Annotated in this window: 10 protein-coding genes and 4 pseudogenes; 8 read left to right on the top strand and 6 right to left on the bottom strand. The window is 57.7% G+C overall.

All coding sequences use genetic code 11. The features are described from left to right. Window positions 1–371 precede the first annotated feature (371 nt). The 5 genes and pseudogenes from TC41_RS13835 to tnpA (TC41_RS13815) form a co-directional block, all read right to left on the bottom strand. Entirely contained in the window at window positions 372–1,601 is a 1,230-nt protein-coding gene (locus TC41_RS13835; protein WP_012810852.1) for an MFS transporter, read from the bottom strand. Window positions 1,602–1,873: 272 nt separating this feature from the next. Next, window positions 1,874–3,094 (bottom strand): annotated as a pseudogene (locus TC41_RS13830) (IS256 family transposase). A 405-nt stretch (window positions 3,095–3,499) separates the two neighbouring features. After that, entirely contained in the window at window positions 3,500–5,125 is a 1,626-nt protein-coding gene (tnpC, locus tag TC41_RS13825) for an IS66 family transposase (RefSeq protein ID WP_014465693.1), read from the bottom strand. 49 nt (window positions 5,126–5,174) lie between these two features. Then, window positions 5,175–5,477 carry an IS66 family insertion sequence element accessory protein TnpB gene (gene tnpB, locus TC41_RS13820; protein WP_049784400.1) on the bottom strand — a complete coding sequence of 101 codons (303 nt, stop codon included), beginning with the start codon at window positions 5,475–5,477 and terminating at the stop codon, window positions 5,175–5,177. A 53-nt stretch (window positions 5,478–5,530) separates the two neighbouring features. After that, window positions 5,531–5,851, bottom strand: coding sequence for an IS66 family insertion sequence element accessory protein TnpA (gene tnpA / locus TC41_RS13815; RefSeq protein WP_014463249.1), 321 nt, complete (start codon window positions 5,849–5,851; stop codon window positions 5,531–5,533). 116 nt (window positions 5,852–5,967) lie between these two features. Here tnpA (TC41_RS13815) and TC41_RS16965 point away from each other — a divergent pair. The 8 genes and pseudogenes from TC41_RS16965 to TC41_RS13780 all read left to right on the top strand — a co-directional run. Further along, window positions 5,968–6,018 (top strand): annotated as a pseudogene (locus TC41_RS16965) (hypothetical protein); the annotation flags it as partial. A gap of 9 nt (window positions 6,019–6,027) precedes the next feature. Beyond that, a complete protein-coding gene (locus TC41_RS13810; RefSeq protein WP_014465692.1) occupies window positions 6,028–6,339 on the top strand; it encodes an FAD-dependent oxidoreductase in 312 nt (103 codons plus the stop codon). A 52-nt stretch (window positions 6,340–6,391) separates the two neighbouring features. After that, window positions 6,392–7,552 carry an NAD-dependent dihydropyrimidine dehydrogenase subunit PreA gene (gene preA / locus TC41_RS13805; RefSeq protein WP_014465691.1) on the top strand — a complete coding sequence of 387 codons (1,161 nt, stop codon included), beginning with the start codon at window positions 6,392–6,394 and terminating at the stop codon, window positions 7,550–7,552. 68 nt (window positions 7,553–7,620) lie between these two features. Then, the gene (tnpA, locus tag TC41_RS13800; protein ID WP_041694815.1) at window positions 7,621–7,965 is read left to right on the top strand and encodes an IS66 family insertion sequence element accessory protein TnpA; all 345 of its coding nucleotides are present in this window, start codon (window positions 7,621–7,623) and stop codon (window positions 7,963–7,965) included. After that, window positions 7,959–8,324, top strand: a complete 366-nt coding sequence (gene tnpB, locus TC41_RS13795; RefSeq protein WP_014465690.1) for an IS66 family insertion sequence element accessory protein TnpB — start codon at window positions 7,959–7,961, stop codon at window positions 8,322–8,324. The genes tnpA (TC41_RS13800) and tnpB (TC41_RS13795) overlap by 7 nt, the downstream gene beginning before the upstream one ends. Before the next feature lie 64 nt (window positions 8,325–8,388). Next, window positions 8,389–9,942, top strand: a pseudogene (tnpC, locus tag TC41_RS13790) (IS66 family transposase); the annotation flags it as partial. Between the two features lie 261 nt (window positions 9,943–10,203). Beyond that, window positions 10,204–11,090: pseudogene (locus TC41_RS13785) on the top strand (nitrilase-related carbon-nitrogen hydrolase). Window positions 11,091–11,114: 24 nt separating this feature from the next. After that, window positions 11,115–12,494, top strand: coding sequence for an aspartate aminotransferase family protein (locus TC41_RS13780; protein ID WP_014465687.1), 1,380 nt, complete (start codon window positions 11,115–11,117; stop codon window positions 12,492–12,494). Between the two features lie 67 nt (window positions 12,495–12,561). Here TC41_RS13780 and TC41_RS13775 read toward each other — a convergent pair whose 3' ends face one another. Continuing rightward, window positions 12,562–13,179, bottom strand: coding sequence for a TetR/AcrR family transcriptional regulator (locus TC41_RS13775; RefSeq protein ID WP_014465686.1), 618 nt, complete (start codon window positions 13,177–13,179; stop codon window positions 12,562–12,564). Window positions 13,180–13,346: the final 167 nt, after the last annotated feature.

Here is a 13,346-nt window from a genome sequence, read left to right as displayed (position 1 = left end):
GCACTTTTTACTTGCGAAAAACACAAAGCCGACCATGTCACACATGAGACACGCACGGTGAAATTCCACCACTTGACGAGACACTACCGATGGATGAGGCGGCGTTGGCGCCGTTGTTACCGTGGTCGACGGTGCTTCCTGAGGGGATTCGAGTGAAGAGGTGAAATTTCAAATTCATCAACGAAGGCCCTGCCGGCGACGGCGGGGCCTTTCGTATGGAAGCACGAGTCCTTGAGCACTCGCGCGGAGCCGGGCGGATGCTCAGCCCCACGCCTGACACATGAGTCAAGGTGTAGTTCGGTTGACGTTTACACTCTAACTGGGATAGCGCCACGTCAAGCGTTTCGTTCCTTTTCGGACATGCAATAGGACTAAACATTTTTATACGTGGGACTTGTAACGAGTTTAATCTTTAGCTTGATGAATATCACCGGTGCACTAACAACCAGCAGAAGTCCTGCTCCCACAAAAAGCCATGGCACAGGCAACAACTTTGCACAAATGGCCATACATGCACTTCCAATGGCCTGGGTTCCAGCTTCCACGGTTGAAAATACGGCCGCTGCCCTTCCTATAATCTCCTTTGGGTATGAGGCCAGTACATATGCAGGAGCCACTACGTTCTGACCAGCTTGCAGCACACCTACCAAGCACATGCACAGTACGATCACCCATATGCGATTAAAAAACCCCATCGCAAACGCCGATATTCCCATAAACAAAAAATCAAGGAGGAATATCCACGTTACACCGAACCGCCGGGCTACCCTTCGGAACACTTTTGCCCCCAATAGAGCCGCACCCATGGAGCCTACCATCTCCATGGAAATCGAAAGGCTATACCACCAGCTTGAAGCATGGAGATTGCGTTCTATCCTCCAAGCCACGTATCCACTTATGACTGCCATTGATGGTCCTGAGAGCAAAAGTACGCAAAGCAAACGTAAGGACAGTCCATCTGTCCTTATCACTTTCCACCCTTCAATAATATCTAAAACATAAGATCTTCTAAAATATTTTTCATTCGACGAGGGAAGTTTTCTTAAAGGAACAGGAAGAAAGATATATAGAATGCCCGCGATCACAAATGACAAACAATCGATTAGAGCAATATCCTGAATGCTTAACCAGATCAATGAACTCGCGGCAAAGAAGCGTGCCGCCAGCTGGATGCCTGATTGTACGCTATGTAACAAACCGATAAATTGCGCCCGTAAGTCTGCTGAGATAAAGCTACTCATCACAACGCTTATCGCATTGCTGCGGATTGCTTCAAGCACTCCTAATGTCCCGATGAGAACTAGAGTGATGCTTAGACCGACACGGCTGCGATCAGTAACAGCCAAAGCGACGCCCGCACAAATGAGCGCCTGTGCCCACACAGAGCTCACAATCAACAATTTGCCGCCCACTCGATCGGCGAAGACCCCAAAGAACAGGCTCAAAATTCCCGGGAGGCTGAACGCCAAACCCAAAAGAGAAAGAATGTATGGCTGATGCAAAGTAGAACTCCAGTACCAAATGAGAGCTGTTGCAAACCACACGTCTCCAATCAGAGATATCCACTTCGCAAACCAAGTAAGTCGTGCAATTACACCCATTCCAAGTCGAACTCCTTTCATCTGTTACGCTCAGCTACACAGATTCATCCTCCCTAAAGACTCATGAGGAGATGCCCTCAATGTTCACCGCTCCAGAACATGAGATGCAATTCCCAGTGCCCAATGTTCTGATATTGCAGATCGGTTCTGTTGGGGTCAAGTCCAACGTTGTGTGTAAATTGCACTCTTCGGCGAATGGAGCGGTAAGCGTTTAGGTCAAGTTCGAGAGCGTGTGTAAAATGGCCCTCTTTGGCGAATGGAGCGGTGAGCGCTTAGGCCGTTGCTGCACAAGCCTGAGCTGATTCTCTCCAGGCCTGTTGCGCCTTCTTCCATTCCTCATACTCGTCCATGTTGAGATATTTCCGCCCTGTCGTCCATTCTTCGTCGATTTCCATCAGTAACGCCCCCAGCAGACGGATCGCTGATTCCCGGTTGGGGAAGATGCGAATGACGCGCTCGCGGCGCCGAATTTCTTCGTTGAGCCGTTCGACACCGTTGGTGGTGCGTAAACGCCGCCGATATCGCTCAGGTAGCACCAAAACCGCAGTGACATCATCAAACCCATCCTCCAACACCTGCACCGCCTTCGGCGCTTTCTCTGCATAGGCTTCGACAAATGCCTCCTTGAGCAACCGCGCGGTCTTCAGATCCGGCGCATCGAGGATCGCGCGTACCTGCTGGTACACCTCCTCCTGCAACGCCTTGGGTGTGGCGTCCAAGAGATTGCGCATGAAATGGGTCTGGCACCGTTGCCACGTCGAGCCCTGAAATTCGGTCTGAAGCGCCTTGACGAGTCCGCTGTGACTGTCGGACACGACGATATCCACGCCGCTCAAACCGCGTTGCTTCAGCCAAGCGAACTCCCGCCAACTCGATTCCGATTCGCTGTTGCCTAGCATCAAGCCGAGAATCTCTCGATACCCCTCGTCATTCACACCGACGGCAATCAAAGCCGCGCGCGAACGGATGCGTCCGTCTTCCCGAATCCGGAGGACCAGGGCATCGACGAGCAGAAACGGATAGCGGTGCTCGGCGAGGCTTCGTTGGTTCCACGCCTGGACGATCGGGTCAAGGCGTTTGCACAGATCCGAAACCGTCGATTTCGAGAAGGACGTGCCACACAACTGCTCCGTGACCTTCGCCACATCTCGAGTCGACACGCCGTTCACCACCATCTCCATCAAGGCAAGGAGGAAGGCTTGCTCGCTACGCTGATACCGAGCAAAAAGCTCGGTTGAGAATTCGCCATTTCGAACCCTCGGCACACGTAACACGAGCCGCCCCACCCGTGTGGTGAGCGTGCGCGTGACGGTCCCATTGCGGTAACCCCTTCGCTCCTCTGTACGCTCTTAGGGTGCGGCCTTCAACTGCTCTTGAACCTGCGCTTGGAGAATTTGATTGACGACGCTTTCGACGAGCTTGGCCACCCCTCCATCCCGCTGAAAGAGCCCTTCCAAAATCGCGTCGTCCACGGTAATCTGGTATTGAGCCATTGGGGAACCCTCCTTGAGATGTGTGATTTTTGTCCAACTCACATTCTACCAAAGAGGGCCCGGATGGCTCTTTATGTTTTCGGTTGGCAGCCCCTTTTTACACATGATATCGGACACAACTTTATTTCTGCATCATGGCAAGAAGCAATATAATCAAAATTGATGATATTATGGCGCCAGTTAAGGGGAGTATGATTAAGGTCTTTTTTAGCTTAAACATCATTATCACAAACAAAACAAGCAAAATAAAAGAACTGGAAATGGGTAATATAAACCTTAACATCACTTATCCTCCAAAATTAAAATCAAGATGATGGAAAAGAGGTAAGCGTCAACCGAACCACACCTTGCGCATCGCATTCACGAAGACGCCCTGCCGTCAATCGGGCAGGGCCTTTGTAATTTTCAATTTCTCACTCGAATCCCATCAGGGAGCCCTTCTGACCAAGGCAACAATGCCTCGAACGCCGCTTCATCCTTGAGGTCCATGTTCGGCATCCGTTCAAAGAGATACGTGAAATACGCGGTCGGATTCAGTCCATTCTCCTTCGCTGTCTCCACGATGCTGTATGTCACAGCACTGGCCCGTGCTCCTCGCGGCGTATTGGCAAAAAGCCAGTTCTTCCGTCCGATCACAAACGGCTTCAATGACCGCTCGCATCGGTTGTTGTCGATCTCCAAATGCCCGTCTTCGACGTACCGAATCAGCTTGGGCCACTGCTTCAGGCCATAATTCACCGCCCGTCCTAACGCGCTCTTCGGCAACATCTGCTGTTCCTGCTTTTCAAGCCATGCCAAAAACGCGTCCAGGATGGGCTTACTTTTGGCCATCCGCACACGTTGTCGCTCTTCGGCGCTTGCGTTCTTCAGCTTCTTCTCCACCGCATACAGCGCGTTGCAATACGACAATCCTTCTTCGGCAGCCGTCTTGCCCTTTCGCTCCTTGGGAGGCACTGCCTTTAGGGCTTCGTCAAACTTTCGCCGCGCATGTGCCCAACATCCTACAAGGGTGACATCCGGCAAGCCCTCATAGCCCGCGTATCCATCCACGTGCAGATACCCTTGAAACCCTGCCAAGAACCGTCGCGGATGCTCCGCGCTCCGCGTTTCCTGGTAGTCGTACAGGACCATAGGCGGTCCGTCCATACCGCTCCGGTACACCCACATGTACGACTGGGTCTGCGCCGCGCGCCCGGCTTCATGCAACACTTGCAGAGTCGTTTCGTCCGCATGCAGATAGCGCTGAGCCAGGAGCACTTGGCGAAGTTTCGCATAGAGCGGCTCTAACCACGTCTCCGCCGCGTGCACCACCCAATTCGCCAGCGTTTGGCGGGACAGCGGATACCCGTGCCGCGCAAACTGTTGCTCTTGCCGGTACAATGGCATCCCGTCGACGAACTTCTTCGTCATCACGTATGCCACCGCTTCTGGCGTCGCGAGACTCTTCGCCTGCACCGGCCTCGGCATCGGCGCGCGCACCACAGGGGTCTCCACGTCCTGCGCTTCACAGTGCCGGCAGGCGTACACGTACCGCACGTACTCGACTTTTTTCATCTGCGCCGGGATGATTTTCACGCGTCGCGTGATCTCACGGCTCATCTCGTGAAGCTCACCCGCACATTTCGAGCAGACTCGCTCGTCATCTGACAGTCGGTATTCGACGACCTCGTCTGCTTCGCCCTGATACAGCCAGGCGTCACGCTCCCGTGCCGCACGAGGCTTCCGGCGCTCATACGTGATGGTCTCCGTCTCCACGCCTTCCGACGTCACTTCTGCATCGGCTTCCCCGGTCTCTTCCGAAGGTTGGGCGTCCGCCTCGACTTCGGCTTCGTTGAACAACGGGAGCTGGACGCTGTCCGACTCAGCCGGGGTCTTGCGCCGCTTTTCACTGGAAGCCCCAAACAGACGATGACGGAGCAGATGGATCTGCTCCTCCAGGTAGGCCACCTGTTGGCGCAATTGCTCCTTTTCTCGCTGAAGGGCTTCGTATTCTTGTTCGGTCATGAGGATGGTGCCGTTCTCCTGCGTCATGCCCTAAGCATTCGACGGCCTAGATCCGATTCCTGCTGAGGTGGCCTACTTAAATCGCAGAACGGACATGCACAGCTCGATGCGCTTTCGGCTGCTCGAGCGGCAGGCCATCCAGGAGCCAGTTCAGCTCTCGCCGTGTGATCACCATGGTCTTGGCATCTCCTGTCTCTGGCCAATCGAATCGACCGCGCTCTAAGCGCCGATAGTACAGCCAAAAGCCGTTGTGCGACCAGTGCAAGATTTTGAGCTTGTCCCGTTGCCGATTGCAGAAGACAAACAGGCATGGCGAAAACGGATCGAGTTGAAACGACGCCTGAACGAGTGCGGCGAGTCCGTCAATGGATTTGCGCATGTCTGTGGCGCCACAGGCGAGATACACGCGGTGATCCGAAGTCCAGTCGAAGGCTAGCAAACATGCATCACGAGCCGAATGAGCTCAGCAAGTGTCGACGCGTCATAGCCGGGACGGACGTCAATCTCGACCGAACCAATGCGCAGGGTCAGGGGCGAACGGCCTGCGTCCGAAGGTGAAGAGGTTGTCACGACCGACACGAACGTCGTGTCATGCGTGCCAGGTGCGGTTTCGTTTCGTAGTCGGCGAAGCCAGTACCAGAACTGATGGGGTTTCAGACCGTGCTCAGCGCAAAACTGACTGGCGGACTGGCCGCTGTCGTAGAAGGCAGCGATACGTTCACGCCAAAGCTCACGACGCTCCTGGTGAGACATGTGCTCTCGCATACAAGAACCCTCCCGTGGCTTGATGATGACATTTTCAAGCGACGAGAGGATGAAAGCCATGTGGGTCTCAGTTTACGCTTACGCTTGGTTCGAGTTGCGCGCGGGTGTGTCCGACGGACGAACTGTGCGAAGGCGCTTGTGTTTGGGGGAAATCCTCGCGACCTGTGGAAATCGGCCGTCTGCAACAGTACGCGACGGATGCGGTACTCGAGCGTGGTGTGGCGCTGTATGATCCGCCGTCTCAGCCCATTCCGTATCGATTTGCCATTATTGGCGCTGGGCCGGCGGGACTGGCTGCCGCGAGGGAACTCGCGCTCGCCGGTGCGCAGGTCACTGTCTACGAGCGTGAACAATCTCCGGGAGGTCTCAACACGTACGGTATGCCGCTGGGGATTGCGTGTGGAGCGGGAAAGGGGCAGACGCGACGGTGGTTGTTGCCGTTGAACAAGGGAAACGGGCTGCGCGCGCGATGCTGACAAACGTTCTGTCCCGGCGTGTGAAACATGGGTTGGCGACGGAGGGGTTCGCATGGCCGACTTGACAGTCGAAATGGCAGGCATCCGCTCGCCCAATCCCTTTTGGCTCGCATCCGCTCCTCCCACCAATACGGGCTTTCAGGTGGAGCGCGCGTTTGAAGCGGGATGGGGAGGGGCGGTATGGAAGACGCTCACGGATCGGCCGGTGCGCAACGTGTCTTCGCGCTTCGGCGCGCTTCACCTTGAAGATAAGCGGATGGTCGGTTTTAACAATATCGAACTCATCTCAGACCGGCCTTTTGAAGACAATCTGGCGGAAATTCGGCAAGTCAAGCGCCGATTCCCCGATAGAGCTGTCGTGGCGTCCCTGATGATTGAACCGGACAAAAAGCAGTGGCAAGAAGCAGTGCGCAAGGTCGAGGATGTGGGCGTCGACGGGATCGAGCTGAACTTCGGCTGTCCACACGGCATGGTGGAGCGCGGGATGGGCGCGGCCGTCGGGCAACACCCGGATCTCATTGAGCGCCAGACAGCGTGGGTCAAGTCCGCTGCGACGGTGCCTGTCATCGCCAAGCTGACCCCGAATGTGACCGACATTCGCGCATCTGCAAGGGCCGCAGTGGCAGGCGGAGCGGACGCCATCAGTCTGATCAACACCGTCAACTCCATCATCGGTGTGGATCTGAAGTCATGGGTGCCCCGGCCAACGGTTGCGGGGCTCGGGACGCACGGTGGGTACTGTGGACCCGCCGTCAAGCCCATTGCGCTGTACATGGTGGCTGAATGTGCCAAGGACGACGCCGTCTGCGTACCCATTTCGGGCATCGGCGGAATTTCTACCTGGCAGGACGCGGTGGAGTTCCTGCTGTTGGGAGCCTCGGCCGTGCAGGTGTGTACGGCGGTGATGCAACACGGGTTTCGCATCGTCGAAGATCTGGTCGACGGCCTGAACCGCTTTCTGGACGAGAATGGGATTGGTGGCGTGCGCGATATTGTGGGGAAGGCGCTGCCGAACTACGTGCCGTTTGGGTCGCTCGATCTCGACCACCGTGTGGTGGCTTCCATCGACGCTGATCGATGCATCGGCTGCTACAAGTGTTACATCGCGTGCCTGGATGCCGCTCATCAAGCCATCGCACCGGGAGATACCGAAGCCCGCGTGCCGAGTGTGTTCGTGGAGAAGTGCGTGGGTTGTAATGTGAGCGTCAAATAGCGCACACCTAGTCTCGGGTTCTGTTCTGCGAGATGATCCCTCTAGAATCCATTGACGGAGGGATCACCGTGACGAAGGCCGAACTCGAAAAACTTCGCGAGCTTTGGCGTGCCCGTGTAGCGGACTTCCGGGCCAGCGGGTTAACGGGCGCAGCCTGGTGCGCCGCGCATCAGGTTAAGGAACACCAACTGTGGTATTGGGTCAGCAAGTTGAAGACAGAAGGCCACTATGGTGATCATCAACATGGCGATACGGATCCGCGTTTCATCCCCGTGCGTGTGGGCGAACCTTCCGCTGAGGGGTCAGACAAGCCGCTGTCTGTCCGTGTAGGTCCTGTTGTCATCGAGGTCACGCCTGGTTACGACACTGAACTACTGCGCGATGTGGTGCGCACCCTGGCCTCGCTATGCTGAACATCGGTGCTGGACCGGGGGAATTGCGTGTGTACCTGGCCTGCGGCAGCACGGACATGCGCAAGTCTATCGACGGCTTGGCGGCGCTCGTGCAGGAGTCCTTTCACCTGGACCCATTTTCCTCTGCGGTCTTCGTGTTTTGTAACCGAAAGCGTGACAAACTGAAAATCCTGTACTGGGAGCACAACGGCTTCTGGCTGTATTATCGGCGGCTGGAGCGGGGGCGCTTTCCATGGCCAGACACCAGCGACGGCAAGACCCTCGTCATCACTCGCCGGGAGCTGAACTGGCTGTTGGACGGACTGCCGTTGAACCAACCGAAGGCACACCGGAGGGTTACCGCGAAAAAAGTGGTGTGAGACCGATAAACACAGAAGGGTCTGTCAAGGGATTTCGGCAGGTGTGTCGAAATTCTTGTGCATGATGAACACGACGACGGACACCCTCAACCAACTGGAAACCCTGCAGGCACGCTGCGAAGCGCAAGAGAAGGAAATCGCGGAGCTAAAGAAGCAGGTGAAACTCCTGCTGGAACAGCTTCGTCTGGCCCGCCATCGACAATTCGGGAAGTCCAGCGAACGCACGACGGACGACCAATTGCGCTTGGACCTGGTGTTCAACGAGGCTGAGGCGGAGGCACAGCCTGAGGAAGAAGAACCTACCTTCGAGATGGTGACGTACCAGCGACGCAAGAAGCAGCCTGGACAACGGGACGCCATGCTTGCCGATCTTCCAGTGGAGCGGGTGGAGTACCGTCTGTCGGAAGAAGAACGGATCTGTCCGTGTTGCGGCGATGTCATGAGCGAGGCGGGTGTCGAGATCCGTCGCGAGCTCATCCACATCCCGGCGCAGACGAAGGTACGCGAACATGTCCAGCAACAATATGCATGCCGGACGTGTGACCAGCAGGGGACGGAAACGCCTATGGTCAAGGCGCAGATGCCCAAGCCACCCATTCCGGGCAGCCTGGCGTCCGCCTCGATGCTGGCGTATGTGATAGACAAGAAATACGTGGACGGTTTGCCGCTGTTCCGTCTGGAGCAGCAGTTTGCCCGGCAAGGCCTGCAGTTAACACGTCAGACCTTGGCGAACTGGGTGGTGTTGGGGACGACGCGGTGGCTCGAACTCATGTACAACCGGTTGCACGAGGAACTTCTGAAGCGCCGGTACCTCCATGCGGATGAGACAACGCTGCAGGTTCTGCATGAGCCGGGGCGATCGGCTGAAACAACCTCGTACATGTGGTTGTACCGAAGCGGTCAGGATGGGCCAGCGATTGTCCTGTTCGACTACCAGGAGACCCGTTCGAAGGAGCACCCAAGGCGATTTCTCGAGGGATTCGGGGGCTACCTGCACGTGGACGGGTACAGCGGGTACCACGACATTCCGGGTGTCAAGCTGGTCGGGTGTTGGGCACACGCCAGACGTAAGTTTCACGAGGCACACACCGCGCTCCCGGCAGAGGAGCGAAAGAAACCGACAGCGGCCAGGATAGGATTGGAATACTGCAATCGCTTATTTAAGATTGAACGCGCACTGAAGGACATGGATCCAGAACAACGTCACGCACAGCGGCAGAAGTTAAGTCGGCCGGTGCTGGACGAGTTTGTGGCATGGCTCCGGGCGCAGAGCGAACAGGTACTGCCCAAGAGTACCTTGGGGCAGGCGGTTTCGTATTGCCTCAACCAATGGCCGAAGCTGACGGTGTTCCTGGAGGACGGGCATCTGGAGTTGGACAACAATCGGAGCGAGCGGTCCATCAAGCGGTTCGTGATCGGCCGGAAGAATTTCTTGTTCGCGAACACGCCACGGGGTGCGAGGGCCAGCGCCATCGCGTACAGTCTGGTAGAGACGGCCAAGGAGAACGGCTTGGACCCGTACTTGTACCTGGAGTACCTGTTCGAACGGCTACCCAACATCCAGACTGACGACCAGACGGCGATGAACGACTTGCTGCCGTGGTCCGACCACCTGCCAGACGGCATCCGCAGACGGACGAAAAAAAGCATAGTATGCACAACTGCCCCGCCGGCTTCCCGGCGGGGTTTGTCGTCATGTACGACTTTGATGCAGCGATGGCGGGAATGCAAGGTGGGCGGGATTTGACGCTCACGTTGTAATCTTTGCGAAGCGGTGTGTCCGGTCGCATGCATCGAAATGGTGCCCATGGCTGAACTCGCCGGCGCGCATCCCGTGACAAACATCAGCGCACACCCGTGACAGCGAGGAGGGGCATAGGTGTCGAGGTACGTCCGAATTGCGCTCATTCAAGCGAAGCACGAGCTTCCAGGCGATCGAAGCGTGGAGGAGCACAAAAAGGCGGCTATTGAAAAGCACGTGGCGATGATCGAGGAGGCTGCCGCGGAGGGAGCCGAGATCGCGTGTCTGCAGGAGTTGTTTTTGCTCCGTACTTCTGCGCGGAACAGTCGCCGAAGTGGTATCGGGCTGCCGAACCTGTGCCAGGCGGACCCACGGTTCAATGGATGCAGGAGGTGGCCAAGCGGCACGAGATGGTGCTCGTGGTTCCGCTATACGAGGAAGCGATGCCTGGGGTCTACTACAATACCGCGGCCGTGATCGACGCAGATGGGACTTATTTGGGGAAATACAGGAAGCACCACATTCCACACGTGCAGGCTGGCGAACGTCCGGAAACGGGGTTTTGGGAAAAGTATTACTTCAAGCCTGGCACTGGAGGCTATCCTGTTTTCGACACGCGGTACGGGAAGGTGGGCGTGTACATCTGTTACGACCGTCATTTCCCGGAAGGGGCCCGCATTCTCGGTCTCAACGGTGCCGAAATTGTGTTCAACCCGTCCGCAACGGTCGCAGGGCTGTCGGAATACCTTTGGAAGTTGGAGCAGCCTGCGCACGCGGTGGCAAACGGCTACTATGTGGGTGCCATCAATCGCGTAGGCTGGGAACCGCCGTGGAACATGGGGGAGTTTTACGGGCAGTCGTATCTCGTCGATCCCCGGGGAAATTTCGTGAAGGTGGCTGCTCGAGATCGGAATGAGGTGGTCATTGCGGATATGGACCGAGAGGTCATTCGCGAGGTCCGCGAGACTTGGCAATTCTACCGGGATCGCAGGCCGGAGACGTATGGTACACTGGTCTCAACCTGATTCACCCAAGGACGCGAAAGAGGGATGCCCATGGCGGTCGACAAGGGGTTGGTTGGCGCGGGTGCGTCGGCATGGCTTGAGAAGGACAGGCGGTACGTGTGGCACGGAATGGTGACGCACGAGGCGGCGAGGCATCCGATGGCGGTGGTGGGCGGCGAGGGCGCGTACGTTCTCGACGCCGAGGGGCGCCGCTACCTGGACGCGATGTCGGGGCTATGGTGTGTCAATCTGGGCTATTCGCGAAAAGAACTCGCAGAAGCGGCCTACCGTCAGATGACGGAGATGCCGTATTATCCGCTGACCCACACGCACATGCCCGCCATCGAGTTGGCGGAGCGGCTTTCCACGTGGCTTGGGGCCGAGTACCGCATCTTCTTCTCCAACAGCGGCTCCGAGGCGAACGAGGTGGCTTTCAAAATTGCGCGGCAGTACCATGCCCAACGAGGCGAGCCTCATCGATGGAAGGTGGTCTCCCGGTACCGCGCGTACCACGGGAACACGATGGGGGCACTCGCCGCGTCGGGGCAGTTTGACCGCAAGTTTCGCTACGAGCCACTCGCGCCTGGCTTCGTCCACGTTCCGCCGCCGGATTGCTACCGCTGCCCGTTTGGGAAGGAGCCGTCGACGTGTGCGATGGAGTGCGCGCAATACGTGGACGACGTGATGCGTTGGGAAGTGGACGAGACGGTCGCGGCCGTGATCGCCGAGCCCGTCATCACGGGCGGCGGTGTCCTGGTTCCGCCCGACGGGTACTTGCCCAAACTGCGCGAGATCTGCGATCGGCACGGCGCGCTGCTCATCGTGGACGAGGTGATCTGCGGCTTTGGGCGGACGGGCGCGCCGTTTGGGCATCAGCGCTATGACGTGCGCCCCGACATCGTCACCATGGCCAAGGGGATCACGAGCGGTTATCTCCCGCTCGCGGCGACGGCGGTTCGGGCGGAATTATTCGAGGAGGCGTTCGCGAGGGACGAGGCGTACACGCATCTTCGCCACGTGAACACCTTTGGCGGCCATCCGGCCTCCTGTGCGGTGGGCCTCGCGACGCTCGATATCATGGAGCGAGAGAATATGGTCGATCGCGCTCGAATCCTCGGGGATCTGCTCGCGGCGGAACTGAAACGCCTGCAGGGCCTGCCCCACGTGGGCGACATCCGAACGTTTGGCCTGTTGGCGGGGGTGGAGTTGGTGGAAGATGCCGCGACGCGTGCGCCGCTTGCGCCAGAACTCGTCGGGCGCGTGGTCGCGGCCTGTCGGCAGCGCGGCGTGATCGTCGGGAAAAACGGAGACACCACGCCGGGCGGCAACAACGTCGTCACGCTGTGTCCGCCCTTCGTGGTCTCCGAGGCCGAGGTGCAGCGCATCGTCGACGTACTGGGCGAAGCCATCCTGGCCCTTTCGTGATCTGCGGGCATCGCCGACGCTCCCTCTCCGCCGCTCGACGCCCGAGGAGGGGGAGCGCCTTCTGGCATCACGCGCCGGCCTCGAGCTGGGCGAGCGAGGTGGGCGAGTTCTCGCCCGCGTGCACGGGTTGCCTCAGCGACGGCAGCTGTGCGTAAACCGCTTCGAGCATGCGCCCCACCCGATCCGCCATCACCTTGGGCGAGTAGGGCATCCCCTGCTGCAACCACCACTCCACCGTTCCCACGTAGGCGTGCACCACGAACTGAAGGATGGCATCCTCTTCGGGCAGGGGATGGCGCCCTACGACTTTGCGAATCTCCTCTCGGAATGAGGTCATACAGGATTCCACATATCGCCGGCGAAAGTACGGAGCGCCAGCCTGCGTGAGCATGGTGCCAAAGAAGTCGTACCGATCCGCTAGGTACTGAAAGCACTGCTCAGTGGCGGGAACCCAGTCGAGATCGCACACGCATTGGCCAAACTCGTCCATCTCGCGGATGGCGTCTTCGATGACGCGATCCAACAGGTCGTATTTATCGAGAAAATGCAGATAGAAGGTTTTTCGGCTCACATTGGCGCGGTCGGTGATGTCCTGAACCGTGATGTGATCGAAATCCTTCTCCTTCATGAGCGCCACGAACGCATCGCGAATGGCCTGGCGCGATTTCACCACACGGCGGTCCATCGGGAAACTCGATGCCTCCTCAGTGCATGCATGATGGGCATTCGCAAAACACAGCGTCGGATTCGAAACAACGTTGTCGCGAGTGTGTACTAATGCGCAGCGCGACTCGATGTGTCCATCGCGCAAAGCCCGGCTTGCGCTACAATAGTACACGATTGCAGCTTACT

The sequence above is a fragment of the Alicyclobacillus acidocaldarius subsp. acidocaldarius Tc-4-1 genome (genome assembly GCF_000219875.1).
GTDB classification, from domain to species: domain Bacteria; phylum Bacillota; class Bacilli; order Alicyclobacillales; family Alicyclobacillaceae; genus Alicyclobacillus; species Alicyclobacillus acidocaldarius_A.
The sequence above is the reverse complement of the archived record's forward strand: the minus strand, read 5'-3'. Positions and strand labels throughout refer to the sequence as shown.

Coding starts and splice junctions, on each gene's coding strand:
- tnpB (WP_049784400.1), bottom strand. CDS start 5,477: ATGCGCAAATCCATTGACGGACTCGCCGCACTCGTTCAGGCGTCGTTT.
- TC41_RS13780 (WP_014465687.1), top strand. CDS start 11,115: ATGCCCATGGCGGTCGACAAGGGGTTGGTTGGCGCGGGTGCGTCGGCA.
- tnpA (WP_014463249.1), bottom strand. CDS start 5,851: ATGTCTCACCAGGAGCGTCGTGAGCTTTGGCGTGAACGTATCGCTGCC.
- preA (WP_014465691.1), top strand. CDS start 6,392: ATGGCCGACTTGACAGTCGAAATGGCAGGCATCCGCTCGCCCAATCCC.
- tnpB (WP_014465690.1), top strand. CDS start 7,959: ATGCTGAACATCGGTGCTGGACCGGGGGAATTGCGTGTGTACCTGGCC.
- TC41_RS13775 (WP_014465686.1), bottom strand. CDS start 13,179: ATGGACCGCCGTGTGGTGAAATCGCGCCAGGCCATTCGCGATGCGTTC.
- TC41_RS13835 (WP_012810852.1), bottom strand. CDS start 1,601: ATGGGTGTAATTGCACGACTTACTTGGTTTGCGAAGTGGATATCTCTG.
- tnpC (WP_014465693.1), bottom strand. CDS start 5,125: ATGACGCAGGAGAACGGCACCATCCTCATGACCGAACAAGAATACGAA.